This window comes from Streptomyces sulphureus DSM 40104 (assembly GCF_000381025.1).
Classification (GTDB): domain Bacteria; phylum Actinomycetota; class Actinomycetes; order Streptomycetales; family Streptomycetaceae; genus Streptomyces; species Streptomyces sulphureus.
Genome location: NZ_KB905818.1, coordinates 143,260 through 163,105, shown reverse-complemented (window position 1 = coordinate 163,105; position 19,846 = coordinate 143,260). Strand labels below are relative to the sequence as shown.

Annotated in this window: 17 protein-coding genes; 7 read left to right on the top strand and 10 right to left on the bottom strand. The window is 70.0% G+C overall.

What is annotated here, in order from left to right:
• Nucleotides 1–13: 13 nt before the first annotated feature.
• The 7 genes from F603_RS0117915 to F603_RS0117885 form a co-directional block, all read right to left on the bottom strand.
• A complete protein-coding gene (locus F603_RS0117915; protein WP_019547357.1) occupies nucleotides 14–1,639 on the bottom strand; it encodes a VWA domain-containing protein in 1,626 nt (541 codons plus the stop codon).
• Entirely contained in the window at nucleotides 1,636–2,835 is a 1,200-nt protein-coding gene (locus F603_RS0117910) for an AAA family ATPase (RefSeq protein ID WP_019547356.1), read from the bottom strand. The genes F603_RS0117915 and F603_RS0117910 overlap by 4 nt, the downstream gene beginning before the upstream one ends.
• A gap of 421 nt (nucleotides 2,836–3,256) precedes the next feature.
• Nucleotides 3,257–4,033, bottom strand: a complete 777-nt coding sequence (locus F603_RS0117905; RefSeq protein WP_037956355.1) for an amino acid ABC transporter ATP-binding protein — start codon at nucleotides 4,031–4,033, stop codon at nucleotides 3,257–3,259.
• Between the two features lie 26 nt (nucleotides 4,034–4,059).
• On the bottom strand, nucleotides 4,060–5,076 hold the full coding sequence (locus tag F603_RS32335) for an amino acid ABC transporter permease (protein ID WP_078503686.1): 1,017 nt from the start codon (nucleotides 5,074–5,076) through the stop codon (nucleotides 4,060–4,062).
• A gap of 71 nt (nucleotides 5,077–5,147) precedes the next feature.
• A complete protein-coding gene (locus F603_RS0117895; protein WP_019547353.1) occupies nucleotides 5,148–6,101 on the bottom strand; it encodes an ABC transporter substrate-binding protein in 954 nt (317 codons plus the stop codon).
• A gap of 42 nt (nucleotides 6,102–6,143) precedes the next feature.
• Nucleotides 6,144–6,992 (bottom strand): nitrilase-related carbon-nitrogen hydrolase, encoded by an 849-nt coding sequence (locus F603_RS32330; RefSeq protein ID WP_019547352.1) that lies wholly within the window; start codon nucleotides 6,990–6,992, stop codon nucleotides 6,144–6,146.
• Nucleotides 6,993–7,034: 42 nt separating this feature from the next.
• Nucleotides 7,035–8,069 (bottom strand): substrate-binding domain-containing protein, encoded by a 1,035-nt coding sequence (locus F603_RS0117885; RefSeq protein ID WP_019547351.1) that lies wholly within the window; start codon nucleotides 8,067–8,069, stop codon nucleotides 7,035–7,037.
• 245 nt (nucleotides 8,070–8,314) lie between these two features.
• On the opposite strand from F603_RS0117885, the gene F603_RS0117880 reads away from it, so the two are divergent.
• Nucleotides 8,315–9,673, top strand: a complete 1,359-nt coding sequence (locus F603_RS0117880) for an aminotransferase class I/II-fold pyridoxal phosphate-dependent enzyme (RefSeq protein ID WP_019547350.1) — start codon at nucleotides 8,315–8,317, stop codon at nucleotides 9,671–9,673.
• Between the two features lie 121 nt (nucleotides 9,674–9,794).
• On the opposite strand, the gene F603_RS0117875 is transcribed toward F603_RS0117880, so the two are convergent.
• Nucleotides 9,795–10,715, bottom strand: coding sequence for an arginase family protein (locus F603_RS0117875; protein WP_019547349.1), 921 nt, complete (start codon nucleotides 10,713–10,715; stop codon nucleotides 9,795–9,797).
• Nucleotides 10,716–11,193: 478 nt separating this feature from the next.
• Here F603_RS0117875 and F603_RS0117870 point away from each other — a divergent pair, with 478 nt between their 5' ends.
• Genes F603_RS0117870 through F603_RS0117855 form a run of 4 tightly spaced genes read left to right on the top strand, consistent with a single transcriptional unit; the run spans nucleotide 11,194 to nucleotide 15,617 of the window.
• A complete protein-coding gene (locus tag F603_RS0117870; protein WP_158678653.1) occupies nucleotides 11,194–12,804 on the top strand; it encodes a sodium:solute symporter in 1,611 nt (536 codons plus the stop codon).
• A gap of 17 nt (nucleotides 12,805–12,821) precedes the next feature.
• Nucleotides 12,822–13,922, top strand: coding sequence for a Gfo/Idh/MocA family protein (locus tag F603_RS0117865; RefSeq protein WP_019547347.1), 1,101 nt, complete (start codon nucleotides 12,822–12,824; stop codon nucleotides 13,920–13,922).
• 2 nt (nucleotides 13,923–13,924) lie between these two features.
• Nucleotides 13,925–14,767 carry an SDR family NAD(P)-dependent oxidoreductase gene (locus tag F603_RS0117860; protein ID WP_037956295.1) on the top strand — a complete coding sequence of 281 codons (843 nt, stop codon included), beginning with the start codon at nucleotides 13,925–13,927 and terminating at the stop codon, nucleotides 14,765–14,767.
• Entirely contained in the window at nucleotides 14,757–15,617 is an 861-nt protein-coding gene (locus F603_RS0117855; protein WP_019547345.1) for an SMP-30/gluconolactonase/LRE family protein, read from the top strand. The genes F603_RS0117860 and F603_RS0117855 overlap by 11 nt, the downstream gene beginning before the upstream one ends.
• A 42-nt stretch (nucleotides 15,618–15,659) precedes the next feature.
• On the opposite strand, the gene F603_RS0117850 is transcribed toward F603_RS0117855, so the two are convergent.
• A complete protein-coding gene (locus F603_RS0117850) occupies nucleotides 15,660–16,685 on the bottom strand; it encodes a zinc-dependent alcohol dehydrogenase (protein WP_019547344.1) in 1,026 nt (341 codons plus the stop codon).
• A complete protein-coding gene (locus F603_RS0117845) occupies nucleotides 16,682–17,599 on the bottom strand; it encodes a dihydrodipicolinate synthase family protein (protein WP_026328513.1) in 918 nt (305 codons plus the stop codon). The genes F603_RS0117850 and F603_RS0117845 overlap by 4 nt, the downstream gene beginning before the upstream one ends.
• A gap of 120 nt (nucleotides 17,600–17,719) precedes the next feature.
• Between F603_RS0117845 and F603_RS0117840 the strand changes: the two genes are divergently transcribed.
• Both F603_RS0117840 and F603_RS0117835 read left to right on the top strand, forming a co-directional pair.
• Nucleotides 17,720–18,502: an IclR family transcriptional regulator gene (locus F603_RS0117840; protein ID WP_019547342.1), complete on the top strand. Its 783-nt coding sequence runs from the start codon at nucleotides 17,720–17,722 to the stop codon at nucleotides 18,500–18,502.
• 52 nt (nucleotides 18,503–18,554) lie between these two features.
• On the top strand, nucleotides 18,555–19,403 hold the full coding sequence (locus F603_RS0117835) for an amidohydrolase family protein (RefSeq protein ID WP_019547341.1): 849 nt from the start codon (nucleotides 18,555–18,557) through the stop codon (nucleotides 19,401–19,403).
• The last annotated feature ends 443 nt before the right edge of the window (nucleotides 19,404–19,846 follow it).

Here is a 19,846-nt window from a genome sequence, read left to right as displayed (position 1 = left end):
CGGGCGCAGCCGGTCAGATGACGCGGAAGAGGTCGGCGGCGGCGTGGACGTCGGTGAGGTCCTCGATCGAGCGGAGGTTGTCGCACAGGGCGTCGAGGACCGAGCCGGCCTCGGCGGCGCGCGGAGCGCCGACGGCCACACCGAAGACCCGGAACCCCAGCGTGCGCTTGGCCTCGTTCCAACCGCGCATCCACGCCTCCGTGACGTCGCACTCGTCGTCCGTGAGCAGCACGATGTCCCCGCGGGCGCGCGCGGTGTCGTCGAACTCCTCGGCCAGCAGGTCGCCGGCGGCCGTCAGCGGCGTCTGGTAGCTGGTGCCGCCCCCGAGGAAGGTCTCGGCGAAGTCGAGCGTCCTGGCGAGGCCGGCGGACCCGTCGGCGGGGAAGCGGAAGACGCGGAGCTTGTCGGCGGAGGAGAACAGGATGCCGACGAACTCCCGCTTCGTACGGCGGGCTTGGTCGAGCAGCGTCAAGGCGCACGCCTTGGCCCACGCCTCCCTCGTGACCCCGCCCGGCCCCTCTACGAGCATCGAGTGCGAGGTGTCGACGCAGGCGACGACGGCGCCCCGCCCCGTGGCCTGCTCCCCCTGGCTGTCGTAGAGCATCAGCTCCCCGGCGGCGTACCGCGCGGCGAAGACCGCACGCATCTCGGGCAGGCCGAGGTTGGCCAGCTCGGAGGGGACGACGCGGGAGAGGTCGTCGCCGAGCGTGACGCCGACCAGCTCCCCCGTGGCGTTCTCCACCCTGCGGGCGCGCTCGCCGCTCGCCATCTGCCGGAAGCGGCCGAGCAGTTCGGCCCACTCCGCGAGACGGCCGGTACGCAGCCGCTCCGCGAGCCGGGCACGCTCGCCGAACGGCATCCGCTCCAGCTCGCCGGGGGCGACGCCCCAGGCCCGCATCAGTGCGGCCTCCTCCCGCACCGTCTCGGCGGCCTGCGCAGCCGCCGTGCGTGCGGTGGCGCGCACGCCGGTCCCAGCCGCCCCGAGCGCCTGCGCGGTCGCCTGCGCGGCTTGCGCTCCGGCTGCGTCTGCGGCCTCGGCCGCCGTGACCGCCCGCCGCACCGCGTCGGCGGCCCGGGGCGGGACCGCGCCGTCCGCGTCCGCCGCGTCGGCGGCCCCCTGGAGCGTTTCGCCCACCACGGCCGCCGCCTCCGCAGCCGCCTGCCGGGCCGCTCGCGCCTGCTCGGCCGGCGCCTGCGCGTCCCGGAGGCACTCCAGCATCCGGCGGAGCGCGGCGGCCTGGGCGAGGACGGCCATGGCGGCGACGTAGGGGTCTCCTGCCGTCTCCCTGCGCAGCTCGGCGAAGCCGGGCGACTCCCGCAGCGCGTCGACGACTCGGTGGTTGACGAGCCGTGCGGGGTCCATCTCGGCGGGCTCGCGCAACCGCGGGGCGGGCCGGGCGTGGGCGGCGTGGAAGACGTCGGCGAGGAGGTCGCGGGCGTGCTCGTGGTGCCGGCCCAACTCGTCCGCCAGGTCGCGCAGTCCTGCCGACTGCTCGTACGTGTCGCGCCACGTGAGCCGGTCGAAACGGTCGGCGACCACGGCCGCCGTGTGCCGCTCGTCGGCCGCGTCGGAGAGGCCCACCCACGTGCCGGCACCGCTCGCCAACTCGTCGAGCCTGCCCGCTTCCCCGGTGCTCACGGCCGACCCTGCACCATGCTCGCGTCCACACCGAGCGCCTCGGTGAGGAGGCGGGCGCGTACGGCGCGCTGCCGACCGGTGACCCGGTCGATGGCGGCGGTGGAGCGGCCGGCCCCCGCCGCCTCCTCGCGCAACTGCTCCAGCCGGTTACCCGCCCTCGCGAGCTTGCTGTGGGCCTCCCTGATCACCCACTCGCTCAGCGCCTCGCGGGACTGCCCTGCCATGGCGTCGAGTTGGGCCTCCAGCTCCTCGACGGTGTCGGCGAGGGCGAGCGCCTCCTTGGCGTCGGGGTTGACGAGCTGCAGCACCTCGCGCTCGACGGTCTGGCGCTCGGACGGGGAGTCCCACAACACGTGCGTCAGCACCGACAGGTCCGTCTCGCCGACCGCCGGGCGCCCGTCGAGGTACGCCGACGCCTGGAGCAGCCCCACCGCCTGCCGCCACCGGCGGTCGGAGGCGACGAGTTCCCTGCGGCGCAGGGCGGCCCGCAGCGTGCACACCGCGTCGACGATCGTCTCCGGGACCTCCACGGCCGGGACGGCTCGGGTGACGGCGTGCTCCAGCGCGGCCAGCTCGACCGTGGTCCGCTTCGGCGGTTCGGGACGGCTGACGGCGGAGCGCACCAGCGCGGCGAAGTTGGAGGGGTCCTCCAGGTACCCGACCTCGATCCGCACGAGCAGCCGGTCGTAGATGGCGGCCGAGTCCTCCCCGCTCGGCAGCTCGTTGCTCGCCGTGATCGCCCCTATGAGTGGGCAGCGGATCGGCTCGCCGCCGCTCTCGGGATGGTAGAGGCGCTCGTTGAGGTACCCCAGGGTCTCGTTGAGCGCCGCCGCCGAGCACTTGAAGATCTCGTCTATGAACGCGACGTGCGCGGTGGTGGCCCGGCCGTCGAAGATCTGGCGGTACTCGCCCCTGGTGAGCGCCGCGACGTCGACGGGGCCGAACATCTTCGTCGGCGCCGTGAACTTCGACAGGAGGATCTCCCAGTAGGCAGCCCCCTCGATCCTGCCCGTGAGTTCCCTGGCCATCTCGGACTTGGCCGTGCCGGGCGGGCCGAGCACGAACGAGTGCTGCCCGGCGAGCAGCGTCGCCACGAGCGTCCGCAACACGTCGGCCCGCTCGTAGAACCGGTCCGACAGCTCGTCGGTGATCGCCCGCAGCCTCCCGGCCGTCTCCTGCGCGTCCTGCGCCCCCATGCCCAACTCCTCGCCGCCGGGCCCGTCGGACCGGCGAGTGTGCGACGTTCTGCGAGGCCCCCGGGCCTGCGGGGTCCCGCCCTCGTGCCCGGCGGGTTCCGCCTCTTGCCGGACGATTGTCGCCGAGTGGCGCAACTGCCGGGCTCCCGGCCCGACTTGCCGTCGTTCCACCGGAGAGACGGCATCGTAAGCGGGAACTCGTTCGTCGCACTCCGTTGGCTCGGAGTACGGACAGGGACCTGCGCCGCGACGCACAGGACGACGCGGCACGGATCCCGCGCCTTGAATCCGAACGGCGCCCCGGCCTCGGAGACCGGGCGACCCCCGCCTGCCTCTCGCCCTCCGGCCGCCCAGCGCCGTCACGCCGTGAGGCTGGGGCGTACCGGGACGTGCCTCTACCGGGTTCCCCGTACCCGCACGCCTACCGCTCGGGCGCGGGTGAGGCCGTGAGGAAGCGACTCAGGAAGGAACGGGTGCGCGGGTGTGCGGGATTGTCCAGTACGTCCTGCGGGCTGCCGTTCTCCAGTACGCGGCCGCCGTCCATGAACACCACCCGATCGGCCACCTCCCGGGCGAAGTTGACCTCGTGCGTGACGACCAGCATCGTCAACCCGTCCCGCGCGAGATCGCGCATGGTGGCCAACACCTCGCCGACGAGTTCGGGGTCGAGCGCGCTGGTCGGCTCGTCGAAGAGCATCAGCTTGGGCCGCATGGCCAACGCCCTTGCTATCGCCACGCGTTGCTGCTGCCCGCCGGAGAGCTGGCGCGGGTAGGCGTCCGCCTTGTCGGCGAGGCCGACCCGCTCCAGCAGCTCGAGAGCCCGTGCGCGCGCCTCGTTCTTCGGCTCCCGCAGCACACCCGTTGGTGCCTCGATGACGTTGGCCAGTGCCGTCAGGTGCGGGAACAGGTTGAAGTGCTGGAACACCATGCCGATGTCGCGGCGCTGCCTCGTCACCTCACGTGGTTTCAGGTGGCGGATTCCGGCCGGTGTGCGCCGGAATCCGATCAGCTCGTCCTGTACGTGGATCGATCCGCCGTCGAGTCGTTCCAGGCGGTTTATGCAGCGCAGGAACGTCGACTTCCCGGAGCCCGAGGGGCCGAGCAGGACGACCACTTCGCCCGTCCCCACCGTCAGGTCGACGGCCTTCAGTACCTCGAGTTGTCCGAAGTGTTTGCGGACCTGGTGAGCCACCACCATCGGCGTCTGCGTACCGTCGTGGCCTGTCACTTGTCCTCCTCCGTGGTGGTCGCCGCTCCGGCGGCACCGGCGTGGGCAGGGCGCCGGCGGAAGAACGCGAAGTCCCAGAAGCTCTGCTTGGCGTTGCGGTCGGCGCCTCGCGCGTAGTGGTGCTCGATGTACGACTGGCCGATGTAAAGGACCGTGGTCATGACGAGGTACCACAGGCAGGCCACTATCAGCAGCGGAATCGTCTCGAACGTGCGGTTGTAGATCGACTGGACCGTGTAGAGCAGGTCGGAGAGGGCGATGACGCTGACCAGCGAGGTCGCTTTCAGCATGTTGATGACCTGGCTGCCGGTCGGCGGGACGATGAAGCGCATCGCCTGCGGCAGGACCACCCGGCGCAGTACACGGGCCGGACCCATGCCGAGCGCGGAGGCGGCCTCCGTCTGTCCGGGGTCGACGCCCAGCAGGCCGCCGCGGACGATCTCCGCCATGTATGCCGCCTCGTTGAGCCCGAGCCCGAGGATTGCGGCCAGGAAAGGAGTGATCAGCTCGTTGGTCTGGCCGCTGACGAGTTCGGGGCCGAAGGGTATGCCGAAGGAGACGCGGGGAAGCAGCGCCGACATGTTGTACCAGAGGACCAGTTGCACCAGGACCGGCACTCCGCGGAAGAACCATACGTAGGCACCGCACACCGCGCTCAGCACGCGGTTCTCCGACATCCGCCCGACGGCGATCAGCACGCCGCCGAATATGCCGATGGCCATGGCGACGAGGGTGAGTTCGAGCGTCGTGGCGATGCCCCGGCCGATGATCTCGGCGTTGAAGTAACTGCCGACGACGTCCCATTCGAAGTTGTCGTTGGTCGTCAGGAAGTGCACGAGCTGTGCGAAGAGCACGGCGAGAACCGCGACCGCCAGCCAGCGCAACGGGTGCCGGACGGGTGCGGCGCCTGCGACGTCCACCACGTCTGCGCCACCGCCGGGGGCCTGAGAATTCTCCGTGGCATCGTCGGCATCGTTCTTTCCCTGTGCGGGCGGGGGTTTCGCGGTGGCCATTCGGTCCACCTCCTGTGCTGACACGGGCGGGACGGGGCGGGAGTCGTGGAGTGGGAGGACGCGGTGCGAGGTCAGGAGACCGCGAGATTGACGCCGGCCTTCTCCAGCTCGTTGGCCTTGACGCCCCACTTCCGCATGATCTGTTGGTAGGTGCCGTTGTCCATGAGCTTTTGGATGGCCTCTTTCAGCACGTCACGCAGCGGCGATCCCTTGGGAACGACAGCACCTTGATAGAGCGCTTCGAAACCGTTGGACTTTCCGACCCCTGTGAGTTCGAGCTGGTCCTTGGCCTGCGCCACGAAATACGTGAGCGGGGACTGGGAAGAGAAGAACGCCTGCGCGCGGCCCGAGCGGACGGCGAGAATGGAGGCGGGCTGGTCCTTGTAGGACTGCACCTGCACGCCAGGTCTGCCCTTGTCGACGCACTTCTTCGTCTGCTCCTTGATCACGCCCTCGGCGGAGCCTCCGGCCATCACCGCGATCTTTTTCCCGCACGTGTCCGAGAGGGAGTCGATGTGATCGGGGTTTCCCTTGGGCACGGCGAACACCACGAACTCCCGTACCCAGTCGACGAAATCGTTGGACGCCTGCCGGTCCTTGAAGTCGCCGACGGGCCCGAAGGCGAAGTCGAACCTGCCCGCCTTTATACCGGTGAGCTGCGTCGGCAGTCCGTCGGCCGTGATGTGCTGTACGCGGACACCGAGTATGTGCCCGATCGCCGTGACGAGATCGGTCGAGGCGCCGGTGAGACTGTGCCCGTCGGAGCCGGCGATCTCGTACGGCGGGAAGGAACCGTTGTTGACCGAGACGAGCTTGCCCGAGGCACGGTTCTTCGCGGGCAGCCTGGCGTGCAGAGCGGGGTCCTTGGGCTGCCGGAGGTCAACGGCCTTCGCCTTCGCGGAGTTCTGCACGGTGTCCTCGGCACCGGGCGGGTTGGCACCGCAGGCGGCGACCGCCGAACCGAGCACTGCGGTGGCGAGCCCGACCGCCAGGGCGGCGGTCCGACGCGGACGCGGCGTCTTCATCAGGTCCTCCTCCCGGAGGGCAAAGGAAGGGAGAGGGGAAGCTCAGGCGCGTGCCGCGAGGTCGTGAGCCGCCCTGCGGGAGGCGTCCACGGTGGCGGGCGCGCGTACGGCGGGATCGACTGCGAACCGCCGGTTCTCGAGCACCGGCAGGGTCCGCCGCGCGGCGGAGGTGACCGAGGGGTCGGCCTCGGCCCAAGCCAGTCCCGGGGCCGATCCGAGCCGGGAGCGCGGGGTACCCAGCGGATCGACGATCAGGCTGTTGCCGATGTTGCGGGGCCCGCATTCGCCACTCGCCGCCACCCAGCAGGTGTTCTCCAACGCACGGGCGGTGATCATGACTTCCCAGTGCCGTTCCTTGGCCGGTCCGCGTACCCAGGCCGCGGGCAGCGCCAGAACGTCGGCACCGGCGTCGACGAGGAGCCGGGCGAGCTCGGGGAACCGAACGTCGTAGCAGGTCATGAGCCCCACCCGGGTGCCGCCGACCTCGATCGTGGCGGGCGGTTCGTCGGCGGGACGCACGTGCGCCGACTCCTGGTCGCCGAAGGCGTCGTAGAGGTGGAGCTTGCGGTAGGTGCCGACGAGTTCGCCGTCGCGCAGGGCCACCAGCGTGTTGAACACCCGCCCGTCGCCGGACGGTTCGTGCATGCCCACGACGACGGTGGTGCGACTCCCCGCCGTCACGGCACGCATCCCGGAGACGAACGGGCCGTCGAGCGGCTGGGCGACCTCGCGGATGCGGTGCCGGTCCTCGGTGAAGCGCGCCAACACGCCTTCGGGCAGGACGAGCAGGTCAGCCCCGCCCTCCTGCGCCTGCACCGTCAGGGAACGTGAGGCATCCAGGTTCTCCTGCCAGTCGGGCGACGCGGCGAACTGTCCGGTGGCGATACGCATGAGGCGGCTCCAGTGAGAGGAACGGAGGGGAAGTGGCGGAGGTCAGCGTCCGGAGGGAGCCCGGGTCCCCGCGTCGAGTCCGACCGAGGGCGGGGCCCCGGACGCGCGCCCGACGGCGGGCTCCAGCGGCTGCCCCGGAAAGACCACGGCGGGGTCGATGGGTTCGGGCCAGATGCCCTGCGCGTGCAGTTCCTCGCAGAAGGCCCGCACCATGGGGGCGTTGGCCGCGGTGCCGTACGGCATCCAGTCCTCGCCGAAAGTCCGTCCGGAGTCGAGGAGTTCGCCCAGCAGCCACGGCGTGGTGTCGGCGAGCAGGCGACGGCGCCGTACCCAGTGCCGTTTGGACCGCTCCAACGCGTCCAGCAGCACCTCAGGAAGCTGCAAGTGTGCTTCCACGACCTCGCGCTTGAGCGTCACGAGGTGGATGCCCGGTACGAACCCGGTGGCCGCGTAGTAGGCGCGCTCGGCGGCACGGTGGTCGTGGAGCAGTTGCCGGAAGCGGCTCTCGGCGGTGAACATCTCGTCGGGCATGAAGGGAGTGAGCACCGCGTCCAGCCGGCCTGCGGCCAACTCCCCCTGGAGTGTCTCGCCTTCCCCCAGCGCGGAGACGTTGTCGGGCACGGGGCGTGACCCCATCCGGTCCTTCCCGGCCTCACCCGCCGTCAACTCGCCCACTCGCCAGGTGATACCGGTCAGGTCCACTCCGACGCGGCGCAGCAGCGCCCGGGTCCAGGTGTTGCCGGAGTCGGGCCAGCCGGTGAGCCCGATCCGGGCGCCGCTCAACTGGTCGAGAGCGGTCAGCGGACTGTCCCTGCGGACGAGGACGCACCGGTGCCGGAAGCCGCGCATGATGAAGGCGGGCAGCCCGACCAGCCGGTCGTCGCCGGCGGCACGCGCCTGTACGTAGCGGCTGAACGACGTCTCGCCTCCGTCGAGCCCGGACTCGGACAGCACGTCGGGCGTCACCTCCCGCGCGTCCAGCGTGAGACGGAAGCCGGGGGTCGCGACGGCGCCCGAGCGCAGGGGCACCAAGTGGTCCCAGTCGCGCAGGCCCAGACGAATTTCGGGGGGTGGCACTTCGGAGATTCCTCTTCTCGCCGGGATACGGGAAATGCATGACGCGGCAGGGGGGAACAGGCCCGGGGCTCGGAGCCGGCTCCGCGGGCGCACTGCTTCACATGACGTGGGTCCCACGTGGTGTGTGATGCGGGGACTCTATTGTTCAGCCGAGAGAGCAAACAAGAGAAGATTTGTTATTGCACATAATTTCCCGCTCCGGCATCTCGCCCGGCGACGCACTCCTCGCCTGAGAGGATGGTGCGATGCGTGAGCAGACGGCGGCAGGCTTGGCAGCCCGCCTTACCGACACCACGGCGACCGGCATCGCGGCCACCATGACCGAACTGATCCGCTCGGGCGAGCTGGCTCCCGACGCTCCGTTGCCCACCGTGCGCGCCCTCGCCTCCGTGCTCGGCGTCAGCCCGGCGACCGTCGCGCAGGCGTGGAGCCATCTCCGTAAGCACCGGATGATCATCACTCGGGGACGCAGGGGCACCGTCGTGAGCGGGCCGCCCAGCGTCCCTCATCCCAGGCGGTTCGAACGTGTCGGCAGTCTCGGTGACCGGCTCACGCTCGACCTCGCCGTCGCCGCACCCGATCCCGCACTGCTGCCGCCGCTGGAGGAAGCACTGCAAGCGGGCGCCGCCGTCCCCGGTCTCAACGACTACACGCGGACGGCCATCGCGCCGGCGCTCCAAGAGGCCGTCCGTGCCGACTGGCCCGGCGAACCCGAAGCGTGGACGGCCGTCGGCGGCGGTTACGAAGGTGTGGAACTGCTCTGCAGGGCGCTGCTGTTGCCCGGCGACAGGGTCGCCGTCGAAGAGCCGACCGCCGCCCGGCTGCTGGACATCCTGGACGCCTGCGACGCGGAAGCCGTCCCGGTGCACTGCGACGACGACGGCCCACTGCCCGAGTCCCTCGCCACGGCGCTCGACACCAGCCCGGCCTTGTTCCTCTACCAACCGCGCGCCCAAACCCCTTGCGGCTGGACCATCGGCCACGACCGAGCGGACCGGTTGACCGCACTGCTCGCGGCGGCCCCGCACGTTTTCCTGCTGGAGGACGACGGGATCGGCCCGCTGGCCCAGCACCCCGGGGCCAGTCTCGCCGCACGGTTGCCCGACCGTTCCGTCGTCGTCCGCTCCTATTCCAAGTCCTACGGTCCCGACCTGCGGATCGCCGTCATCGGCGGACCGCGTGAGGTGGTCGAGAAGACGCGGGTACTGCGGACGTACGGCACGGGATGGACCAGCCGCATACTTCAGGGCGCCCTCGCCCACCTGCTCCGCGACCGGCGTACGACCGCCCTCGTCGAGGCCGCCGCCCGGCGCTACGCCCACCGCCGCGAGGCTCTCGCCGGGCGGCTGGCCGAACGGGAGGTACCCACCCGCAACCAGGACGGCCTCGCACTCTGGGTACCCGTGGCCGACGAAACCTCCGCGCTGGTGACGCTGGCAGCCCGCGGCATCACCGTTTCCCCGGGCAGCCGCTTCCGTGCGTCCCCCTCCTCACAGGCGTACGTACGCGTCGCCACCAGCAAACTCGGCGAGGACCCCGCGGCCCTCGACCAGACCGCAGACCTCCTGGCTCACGCTGCGACGACGGCGGACCGGATGTACTGAGGGTCCCGAAGAGGGAGCGCGGAGACCACGTGAGCGGCTGACGCAGTCGCGGAAAGTCCGGTCTATCGGATCTCGAACAGCCCGCCAGGGACGTGGGCGCAGTGCCTCAGAACGGGGGGGGTCAGTCGGTCGTGCCGGAAGAGACGAGGGGGAAGGAGCTCAGGACCTGGTGGAGGTTGAGCACGTCACGGGGCACGAACTCAGCGACGGTGAAGGCGACAACGTCGGCAGCCTGCTGGAGATCGGTGGCGATCCGGCGTACCTGGGTGGCGGTGAGGCCGCCGGGGATCTTCCCGAGGCCGAGGGCCATCTCGTTGCTGTCGATGGTGTCGACGTCGAAGTGGACGGCGATCTTGGTGCAGCCGGTGGCGGCGAGCCAGTCCAGTAGAGGCCGGCTGGTGGTGCGCAGGTCCTCGGGGGCGAGGGCGTGGACGCCCCACCGCTCGATGTGGGGGTAGGCGTCGTCGGTCCACTCGTGCAGGCCGGTCAGGACGATGCGGTGCGGGGCGACGGTGGCCGGCAGCAGGCCGAGGACGTCGGGGTCGCCGTGGCCGGTGAGGTGGGCGACGGGCATGGCGTGGTAACCCGGATAGTCGCCGTCCGGGGTCCCGATGTCGGGGTGGGAATCGATCCAGACGACGGCGAGGTCGTCGCCGTAGCGGTGCGCCAGGGCGGAGAAGGGAGCGAGACTGACCGAGCAATCGCCGCCGAGCGTGGTGATCCGCGCCGGGTCGTGACGACCGATGAGCTCCAGACCGGCGGCGAGCTGGCCGGTCAGGACGGCCTTGGCCTCGACGCCGTCGCGCTCCTCGAGGCCCTCGTCGTCGAGGGGAACGGGGACGGTCTCGGAGGGCCCGTCGTGCGCGGGCAACATCGCCTGCAGGACCCGGTTTCCGGCAACGTAGCCGCGGCGGGCGGTGGCGTGCGGGAACTCGGGCAGGAGCTCACCGACCATGGCCGCACCGGCGCCTTGCCACTCCGGCCAGACGAGCCGCAGATGCGGGCCGCCGGTACCGCTTCCGGTGAGGGGGGAACTCGTCATCGGGGGTTCCTTTCGTCCGAGGTCCCGAGCCGCTCGCCCGTGCGGTGGTCCGCGAGCTGATCCAACCGGCCGGCAGTGCGAAAGTCCGCACCGAGCCGGACAGTTGAGCATCGACCAACCGCGCACGGCGCTGCACAGACTCTGCCCCGCCGGTTGCGCCCACGCTCGCCGGGTTGCGCCGAACGCCGCCCTAGCCAGAGCCGCCTCGGCGGCACCATGACGACGCACGAGGCGGCGGACCCACGGCAGTCGAACCGACGCGGGCACCCGTCGTTTCCCGAGGTCGGTCCCCCAGCGGAGCACTCCGAGTACCCCTCGTCGTGGCGTGGTTCGTCGTTCCCGGCCCACCCGTCGCCCCTCCCCTCGGCAGCGGACACACAACGCAAGCGCGTCCTCACTTGTTGCTTCTTGACAGTGACTGGCGCCACCGAGGTAGATTCGCTATGACCGAACGATAGTCGCTGTAACCGAACGCACGGTGGGCGAGCGGCTCAGGAGGAGCGAAGTGAGCAGTACCGAGATCAGCTACTTCGACGTCGGCATCGTCGGCCTCTATATCGTCGCCACGCTGCTCGTCGGCGTGTACGTGGGAAAACGCAAAAAGGACACCGACGACTACTTCCTCGCAGGCCGAAGCCTGACCTGGCCGGTCGTCGGCTTCTCGCTGTACGCGACGAACCTGTCCGGAGCCTCCTTCATCGGCTTGGCGGGGGCCGGGTACTCCTCGGGGCTTGCCTTCTACAGCCACGAGTGGGTTCCCGCGCTCGTTCTGATCGTGTTCGTCGTGCTGTTCCTGCCCTTCTACATGCGCACCGGCGTGACCACGCTGCCCGAGTTCCTCGAGCGTCGTTTCGACGACCGCTCGCGCACCGTGCTCTCCGGCTTCACCATCGTCACCAACGTCTTCATCGACTGTGCGATCGCGCTGTACGCCGGTGCCCTGGTGTTCCAGGCCTTCTTCCCGGACATGCCGCTGTGGCTGCCGATCCTCGTGATGGCGGTGCTGACCGGCGTGTACACCGTCTTCGGCGGACTGAAGTCGGTCGCGGTCAACGACGTGATCCAGGCGATCGTGTTCATCGTCGGGGGCGCCATCGTGTTCTTCGCGGCGCTCGCGGCCATTCCGTCGTGGAGTGCCGTCCAAGAGGCGGCACCAGGCGGCGAGTTGGGCATCTTCCAGCCGGCGAACGACCCGGAAGTGCCGTGGCCCGGAGTGTTCACGGGGCTGGTGGTCATCGGCCTGTACTTCTGGTGCACCAACCAGGTCATCGTCCAGCGCACGCTCGGGGCGAAGAACCTAGACCACGGTCGCAACGGCGCCATCTTCGGCGGCTTCCTGAAGCTCACAGGGATCGCGCTCATGATCCTCCCCGGCTGCATGGCGCTGGTCCTCTACCCCAACCTGTCCAACCCGGACGAGGCGTTCCCGACGCTGACCCTGGACCTGTTGCCGGCCGGTCTGCGCGGCGTCGTGCTGGCTGCCGTCCTCGCCGGCATCATGTCGACCGTCGCCGGCGTCCTCAACTCGGCCTCCACTCTGCTGACCATCGACTTCGTCGCAAAGTACCGCCCGCACACCTCGCAGCGGACGCTGGTGGCCATCGGACGTGCGACGGCGGCCGGGGTCATCGCGGTGGCGACGCTCTGGGCGACGCAGATGCACCGCTTCGGCACGCTCTTCGTCTACCTGCAGTCGGTGCTCTCCTACCTCGTGCCGCCCATCGTCGCGGTGTTCCTGTTCGGCCTGCTGTGGAAGCGCACCACACGCCAGGGCGCGTTCTGGACGATGCTGTGCGGACTCGTCGTGGGCGCCGGCGGCCTGCTGGCCAACGAGGTGTACGGCCTCCTCGAGATCCAGGCGCTGTACGCAGCCGCCATCCTCTTCGCCGGATCGAGTCTGCTGCTCGTCGCGATCAGCCTCGCCACCGAGGCGCCGTCCGACGAGGAGGTCCGGACCTACGTATGGCGCCCACAGCTCTGGCGTGCGGAATCACGTGAGCTCGCCACGAAGCCGTGGTACGTCAACTACCGCCTGTACGCAGCGCTGTTGTTCGTCACCACGGCCGCCATCGTCATCACCTTCGCCTAGCGACGGGAGTGCTCTTCATGTCCACAGATGTACGGTTCGGGGTCATCGGACTGACACGCGGCCTCAGCTTCCTGCGGCTGTGCGAAGTGGTCGGCGGTGCGCGCGTCACGGCCATCCACGACACCGACGAGGTACGCGGCCGGGCGGTGGCGGCCGAGGCGCAGGCGACGTACGCGTCGACGATGGACGAGTTGCTGGACACGGACATCGACGCGGTCGTCATCGCCTCGCCCGTCCCGTACCACTGCCAGCACGCGATCCAGGCCCTCAGAGCGGGCAAACACGTACTGAGCGAGGTCATCGCGTGCACGAGTCTCGACGAGGCGCACGCGCTCGTCGACGCGGCACGGAACAGCGACGCCGTCTACATGCTGGCGGAGAACTACCGCTACCTCGACGAAGTCGAGTTGACGCAGCGCATGGTCGCCGACGGGCGCTTCGGAGAGGTCTACTACGGCGAAGCGGAGTACCTGCACGACTGCCGCGACCTCTGGTACGCCGAGGACGGCTCGCTGACGTGGCGTGCCGATGGCCGGATCGGTGTCTACTGCACCCACAGCATCGGCCCGTTGCTGTACATCACGGATGACCGGGTCGCCTCGGTGAGCGCTGCCGCCGTGCCCGGTGGCCAGTTCGACACCGAGGTCTCAGCACCCGTGATGCACCTGCTCCACCTGCACACCGACGCGGGGCGCGTGCTGCGGGTCCGGGTGGACCACACGTCTCCGCGCCCTCACCAGATGGCGTACTACGGACTGCAGGGCACGGCGGGCAGCTTCGAGTCGTGGCGCGGCAACGGTGACACCAGCAAGGTGTGGCTCGCCGACGCCCACGAGCGCTCCGGGTGCTACGAAGCCGCGCAGTGGCACGGCCTGGAGGAGTTCGCTCGGCACTACATCCCCGAACGCCTCGCCGCTCCCCCGGAAGCAGAGGTCAGCGACCACGGGACGAGCGAGTACTGGATGCTGCCGGAGTTCCTCGACGCCGTGCACGGCCGGCGGCCTGCACCCATCGACGTCTACCGCGGACTGGACTACACACTCCCCGGGATCTTCGCCGCCGAGTCCCTCGCGGCCGGGGGAGCAGCGATCGACGTCGACGATCCACGACGGTGGTGACCATGAACTCCTTCGATCTGTCCGGGAAGACGAGCCTCGTGACCGGAGCAGCCGGCGGCATCGGCAGCGTGCTCGCGCTCGGTCTCGCGGAGGCCGGTGCCGACGTCGTGTTGAGTGACCGTCCCGATGCCCGAGGACTGGCCGGTCTGGCCGAAGAGATCCGGGCGACCGGCCGCCGCGCCTGGGTGTGCGAGCAGGACCTTGCCGACCTCGACGAGCTGACCGGATTCGTCGACACGGTCTGGGAGGAAGCCGGAAGAGTCGACATCCTCGTCAACTGCGCAGGCATCGCCCGGCTGGCACGCTTCAACGAGGTCGGGCTCGACGACTGGAACGCGACCCTGGCCGCCAACCTCACCGCACCGTTCCTCCTCAGCAGGCGCACGGCCGAGCACATGGTCCACCATCGGGTACGTGGACGGATCGTCATGCTGTCCTCGAAGAACGGCCTCGTCGGGGAGCCGGGGCTCGTCGCGTACAACGCCTCCAAAGCAGGGCTGGAGCAGCTCACCCAGTCCCTCGCCCTGGAGCTCGGGGAGCACGGCATCACCGTCAACGCCATCGCACCCGGCGTGATCGCAACCGGTATCGACGCCGACTTCGAACTGCAACGCTCCGCTTTCGAGGAGTACTACCGCGAGCACATCCCACTGGAACACCGCTTCGGTACGCCCGACGAGCTGGTCGGTGCACTGCTGTTGGTGGCTTCGGACGCCGGCTCCTACATGACGGGGCAGAGCATCGTCGTGGACGGAGGCGTGCTCGCGAGCCAGCTCCCGCGCCTGCAGTTCATGAAGCCGTACGTCGACGCCCTCGACGCGGGAGGAGAGGCGCATGAGAGCTGAGCAGATCACCGCAGCCGAAGCGGACCACGGCGAAGGCCCGGTCTGGTGGGCGCCGTGGGGCGGGCTGCGCTTCGTCGACATGCTGGCGGGAGACGTGCTCACGCTGCACGACGACGGGTCCGTGTCCCGTACGCACGTCGGTACCGTGGCGGCGGCCCTGCGGCCACGCATCGGCGGGGGCGCGGTGATCGCGCTGGAGCGCTCGTTCGCGCTCGCTTCCCGTGACGACCTCTCCGACGCCACGGAGCTGGCAGAGGTGTGGACGGACCCGGCAGTGCGGTTCAACGACGGCGGCTGCGACCCCGACGGGCGCTTCTACTGCGGCTCGATGGCCTACGACGCCGCACCGGGAGCCGCGTCCCTCTACCGGCTGACACCCGGCGCGGAGAACGCGCCCCGAGCCGTCCTCGACGGGGTCACGGTCTCCAACGGCCTCGGTTTCGACCCCGGTGGGACCCACGCCTACTACAACGACACCGCGACGGGGCGCACCGACGTCTTCGACTACGACAGCGAAGCGGGCCTCCACACGCGGCGGCCGTTCGTCACGTTCGCCGAACAGAGCGGCATGCCCGACGGGTTGTGCGTGGACGCCGAGGGAGGTGTGTGGGTGGCCTTGTGGGGCGGCTCCGCCGTGCATCGCTACGGGCCCGACGGGTTCCTCGACATGGTCGTGGAGGTCGCGGCGTCCCAGGTGAGTGCCTGCACGTTCGGCGGTCGCGAGTTGGACACGCTTTACGTCACCACGTCACGCACCGGTCTGCGGACCGGCGCGGAGCCGGCCGCTGGTGCGGTGTTCGCCGTACGACCGGGCATCACGGGACTGCCGACCCTGCCGTACGCCGGCTGAACCCGCCGAAATCGGCGGGTCCAGCCGGCGTACGGCACCGTGTCAGGAGAAGCGGACGAGTACCTTGCCCGGGGGCAGCACCGCACTGTCGGCGGCGAGCTCGGCGAACTGCGCGGGCGCTTGGTCGGCCGTCACCTCACGCTCCACCAGATCCGAGAGCTGAGGCGGTACGGTGCCCACCCACTGAGCGGTCTCGGCGAACTCGCGCGAGGTGTAGGAGAACGCACCGACCAGCGCGCGTTCCCCGGTGCTGACGGAGAACGCGTCCAACTCGAGTTTCGGCATGCCCATCCCGACGAGCACGACACGACTGCCGAGGCCGGTGGAGGCGAAAGCGTCGGCCACGGTCGCGGACGCACCGACCGCATCGAGCGCGACGCTCGCAGGTCCGTCCAACAGCGAGGACACCTGTTCACCGACCGGCCCCGCACCGGGATCGACGACGTCGACACCGAGCGCACGGCACAGGCCCCGCCGCCCTTCGTGCGGCTCACTGACGACGACGCGGCCGGCCCCCAGCCGCCGGGCTGCGATCGCGGCAGCCTGTCCGATGGGACCACCACCCAGCACCAGGACCCGGTCCTCGGGACCCACCGCACCACGCCCTGCCGCGTGATAGCCGACGGACAGCGGCTCGACGAGCGCTCCGTAAGCCTCCGGCATCGCGGACGGAAGAGGGAGGACGTTCGAGGCGGGAGCCACCACGTACTCGGCGAAGCTCGCCGTACGCGTCGCATCGACACCGATGACGCGTTTGGTCGGGCAGTACTGCTCGGTGCCCGCCCGGCACGCCTCACAGGTGCCGCAGCCGACCACAGGATTGATGGTGGCCGGTCCCCCGACGGGGAGGTCGACGCAGGCGCCCACGGACTCGACCACGCCGACGGTCTCGTGCCCCATCACCTGTCCCGGCACGCGCCGCCCGTTGGCGCCCGTGAAGCCGTGCAAGTCGGAACCGCAGATGCCGGTCAGCCGTACACGCAGCCGCACCTCCCCCGCACCCGGCGTCGGCGCATCGATCTCCTCGACGGCCATCGTGCCGAACTCGCGCAGCACCAGTGCCTTCATGATCGCACCACCTCGCTCAATCGATCGAACAGTTCGTCCAGGCGGCGCCGGGTCTCGCCGTCGAGCACGAAGCCGAGCGGTTCGCGTACCCGCGTCGACGGCAGGACGCCCTGGCGTACAAGAAGATGCTTCTCGAACGCCACGTAGGAGCCGAGCGACGTCACCAGAGCCATGAGCGGGCTCAGCGCCTCGTCGAGGGCGCGCACCCGCTCGTGGTCGTCGGCCGCGAGCGCGTCCCACAGGGCACGGATCGCCCAGACGAGGTCGGGGCCGGGCATCGTCCCGACGACGCCCCGCGCATAGCTGTCCACGAGTGCCGCTCCACCGCTGCCCTCGAAGACCCGTGCCCGTCCGTCGGTCGCCTCGCGCAGCATGCTCAGTCGCGGTCCGATCGGGACCGCCTCGGGCTTGAACTGAATGCGCTCCTCGCCGTACGCGCGCAGCAGGTCGGCCTGCAGATCCAAGGAAAGGGGCTCCCCCACGTACCCGCTGGCGTCCTGGACGATCAGCGGCACCGACGTCGCGTCGGCAAGCGTGCGGAAGTACGCGCCGGTCTCCTGCGAGTCCAACGCCACTGTCAGAGGCGGGATCGCCATGAGGGCACTCGCTCCGTCGTCCTCGGCGCGACGTGCGAGCCGCAAGGCAACGTGGCTGCTCTCCGCACCCACGCTCAGGACGACGGGTCCACGGCCGGCGACGTGCGAGCAGACCATCCGACCGAGCTCTGCTTGCTCATCGGCCGCCAGTCGCAGAATCTCCGAGACCATGGCGACAACGACACCGTCGGCGCCCGCCTCGAAGACCCAGTCGATCTCCGCGCGCAGCGCGCCTTCGTCGACCGTCATGTCCTCGGCGAAAGGAGTCGCGAGGACAGGAAGAACGCCCCGGAGATCGGGAGCAGCAGGGGAAGACACCGTAACCACCGTTCTGTGACACCGAACCTTATTCGGTAAAACCGAACCACAGGAGCCGCTGCAAGGTCAAGCGGACGCCGATTGACCTCTGCGTCATCACCGAGCAAACTTTGTTCGGTGATGACGAACGGAACTGATGAGCGCTACCACGTCCGCAGCGTCAGCCGCGCGGCCCAGGTACTGGAGCACCTTGCGACGGCGACCGACGGCATGACGGTCACGGAGGTCGCACGGGTCACCGGTGGCTCCAAGAGCTCGATCTTCTCGACCCTGCAGACACTGGAATCGCACGGCTTGGTCTCCTCGGAGGGCGAAGGCCCCCAACGGCGCTACTTCCTGGGCCTAGCACTCGCTCGGTACGGCGAGATCGCCGTCAACCGTGTGTCGATCCGCGACGTCGCACTGCCCGAGCTGCGCCGACTCACCGACGAGACCCACCTGTCCTCGCGCGTGGCCAAGCCCGAACGCGGCCACGCCGTGATCGTCGGACGTGTGGACGCCCCCGCGTCCGTACGGTTCGACCTGCACATGGGCCAGCGGGAGCTGCCGCACTGCAGCGGCCTCGGCAAGGCGGTCACGGCAGAGCTCGACGACGACACCGCACGCGCACTCCTCGACTCCGCCGGCATGCCGGCGCGCACCCGAAAAACGATCACCGACCCGGACGAGTTGATCGCGCAGCTTGCCGACGTCCGCCGACGGGGGTACGCGGTGGACGACGAGGAAGACGCCGAGGGCATCTACTGCGTCGGCGCCGTCGCACGCAACCATCGCGGGGAGTGCGCGGGCGCGATCAGCGTGACCGGCCTGAAGCTGGACGTCACCGAGGACCGCCTCCACGAACTCGGCGAACTCGTACGCAAGCACGCCGACCGCATCTCGGCACGCCTTGGCTGGTCCTAGACAGCTTGGTATTGTATGGCGAAACGCTGTTCGCCATAACGGAACGGACATCATGCTCGTCGACGTTCACAGTCATCTCTTCGGCTGCCCTGACCATCTCGGGCCCGGCTTCCTCGCTCAAGCGGGCCGTGCCCGCCCGGACGAGGTCGACCTGACGGTGCGCTGGGAGCAGTACGCGGCGTCCGCTCCGGCCGACTCCCTGGCAATCGTGTTCGGCGGCAAGGCCCGTCTCTCGGACCTCTGGGTCGACGACGAGTCGGTCGCGGCCTACGTCGCCGAGCACTCGGACCGGCTCATCGGCTTCATGGCGCTCGACCCGACCCAACCGGGCTGGCAGGAGGAGATGCGGCGCGGCCACCGCGACCTCGGCCTTCGCGGGATCAAGCTGATGCCGATGTACGCCGGATTCGATCCCGGGGACGAAGAGCTCGATCCGCTGTGGACGTACGCGAGCGACCATGGTCTGCCCGTACTCATGCACACCGGCACGACCTTCATCTCGCAAGCGCCGCTGGAGTACGCGCGGCCCGTCCTCGCCGACCGAGTCGCGCGGCGTTTCCCCGAACAGCGACTCGTCCTCGCCCACCTCGGCCATCCGTACGAGGGCGAGTGCATCGCCGTGATCCGCAAGCACTCGCACGTGTACGCCGACGTCAGCGCCTTGCACTACCGCCCCTACCAGCTATGGCGGGCGCTGATGCTGGTGCAGGAGTACGGCGTCTGGGACAAGTTGCTGTTCGGCAGCGACTATCCGTTCACCACCGTCGACGACTCGGTCGCCGGCCTCCGCCGGGTCGCGCGCATCCCGAGCCCCGCCGGCCTGCACGGCGTCGACACCGGGGAGGTCGAATCCCTGATCGCCCGGGATGCCCTCTCCCTGCTGGGCCTGAGCAACGGCTGACCCTTCGGGGACGGTGCATGCGGCTGCACAGCCCGGAGGACGCTGATCGACAGCGGTCCTGCGCGGCGTGAACACCGCAACGACTCGATCCGGCCGGCCGCAGCGGACTGGCCGCCTCCGCCTGTCGCTGCGTCCTGGGCCGGCACGACCTGGTCGGTAGGCACGCTTTCAGCGTGCACGGCAAGCGAGTTGGTGTGCCCAGGCATCGAGAATCCCGGCCGCAGCCCGAGGGCGGCGGCCATGAGGTCCTGACTTCCCCGGGGCTGCGCATGCGGCTGCGCAGGGTCCAGCGAGTCACCGCCCGTAACTGCCGGCCGCCGGACGGCGCATCATCCGCACGCGTCCCTGCTGTCGCGAGCGGGCTCCGTGGCATCGGGGCCGCGGCGGCGACGGCGGCACGCCGGCCGCCTGCGACGTCCGGCTGTCGCGTGACCATGTGGGAC

What these genes read in the sequence shown, in the direction of transcription:
- F603_RS0117910 (WP_019547356.1), bottom strand. Translation starts at nt 2,835, where the DNA reads ATGGGGGCGCAGGACGCGCAGGAGACGGCCGGGAGGCTGCGGGCGATC.
- F603_RS0117905 (WP_037956355.1), bottom strand. Translation starts at nt 4,033, where the DNA reads ATGGTGGTGGCTCACCAGGTCCGCAAACACTTCGGACAACTCGAGGTA.
- F603_RS32335 (WP_078503686.1), bottom strand. Translation starts at nt 5,076, where the DNA reads ATGGCCACCGCGAAACCCCCGCCCGCACAGGGAAAGAACGATGCCGAC.
- F603_RS0117895 (WP_019547353.1), bottom strand. Translation starts at nt 6,101, where the DNA reads ATGAAGACGCCGCGTCCGCGTCGGACCGCCGCCCTGGCGGTCGGGCTC.
- F603_RS32330 (WP_019547352.1), bottom strand. Translation starts at nt 6,992, where the DNA reads ATGCGTATCGCCACCGGACAGTTCGCCGCGTCGCCCGACTGGCAGGAG.
- F603_RS0117880 (WP_019547350.1), top strand. Translation starts at nt 8,315, where the DNA reads ATGCGTGAGCAGACGGCGGCAGGCTTGGCAGCCCGCCTTACCGACACC.
- F603_RS0117875 (WP_019547349.1), bottom strand. Translation starts at nt 10,715, where the DNA reads ATGACGAGTTCCCCCCTCACCGGAAGCGGTACCGGCGGCCCGCATCTG.
- F603_RS0117865 (WP_019547347.1), top strand. Translation starts at nt 12,822, where the DNA reads ATGTCCACAGATGTACGGTTCGGGGTCATCGGACTGACACGCGGCCTC.
- F603_RS0117860 (WP_037956295.1), top strand. Translation starts at nt 13,925, where the DNA reads ATGAACTCCTTCGATCTGTCCGGGAAGACGAGCCTCGTGACCGGAGCA.
- F603_RS0117855 (WP_019547345.1), top strand. Translation starts at nt 14,757, where the DNA reads ATGAGAGCTGAGCAGATCACCGCAGCCGAAGCGGACCACGGCGAAGGC.
- F603_RS0117850 (WP_019547344.1), bottom strand. Translation starts at nt 16,685, where the DNA reads ATGAAGGCACTGGTGCTGCGCGAGTTCGGCACGATGGCCGTCGAGGAG.
- F603_RS0117840 (WP_019547342.1), top strand. Translation starts at nt 17,720, where the DNA reads ATGACGAACGGAACTGATGAGCGCTACCACGTCCGCAGCGTCAGCCGC.
- F603_RS0117835 (WP_019547341.1), top strand. Translation starts at nt 18,555, where the DNA reads ATGCTCGTCGACGTTCACAGTCATCTCTTCGGCTGCCCTGACCATCTC.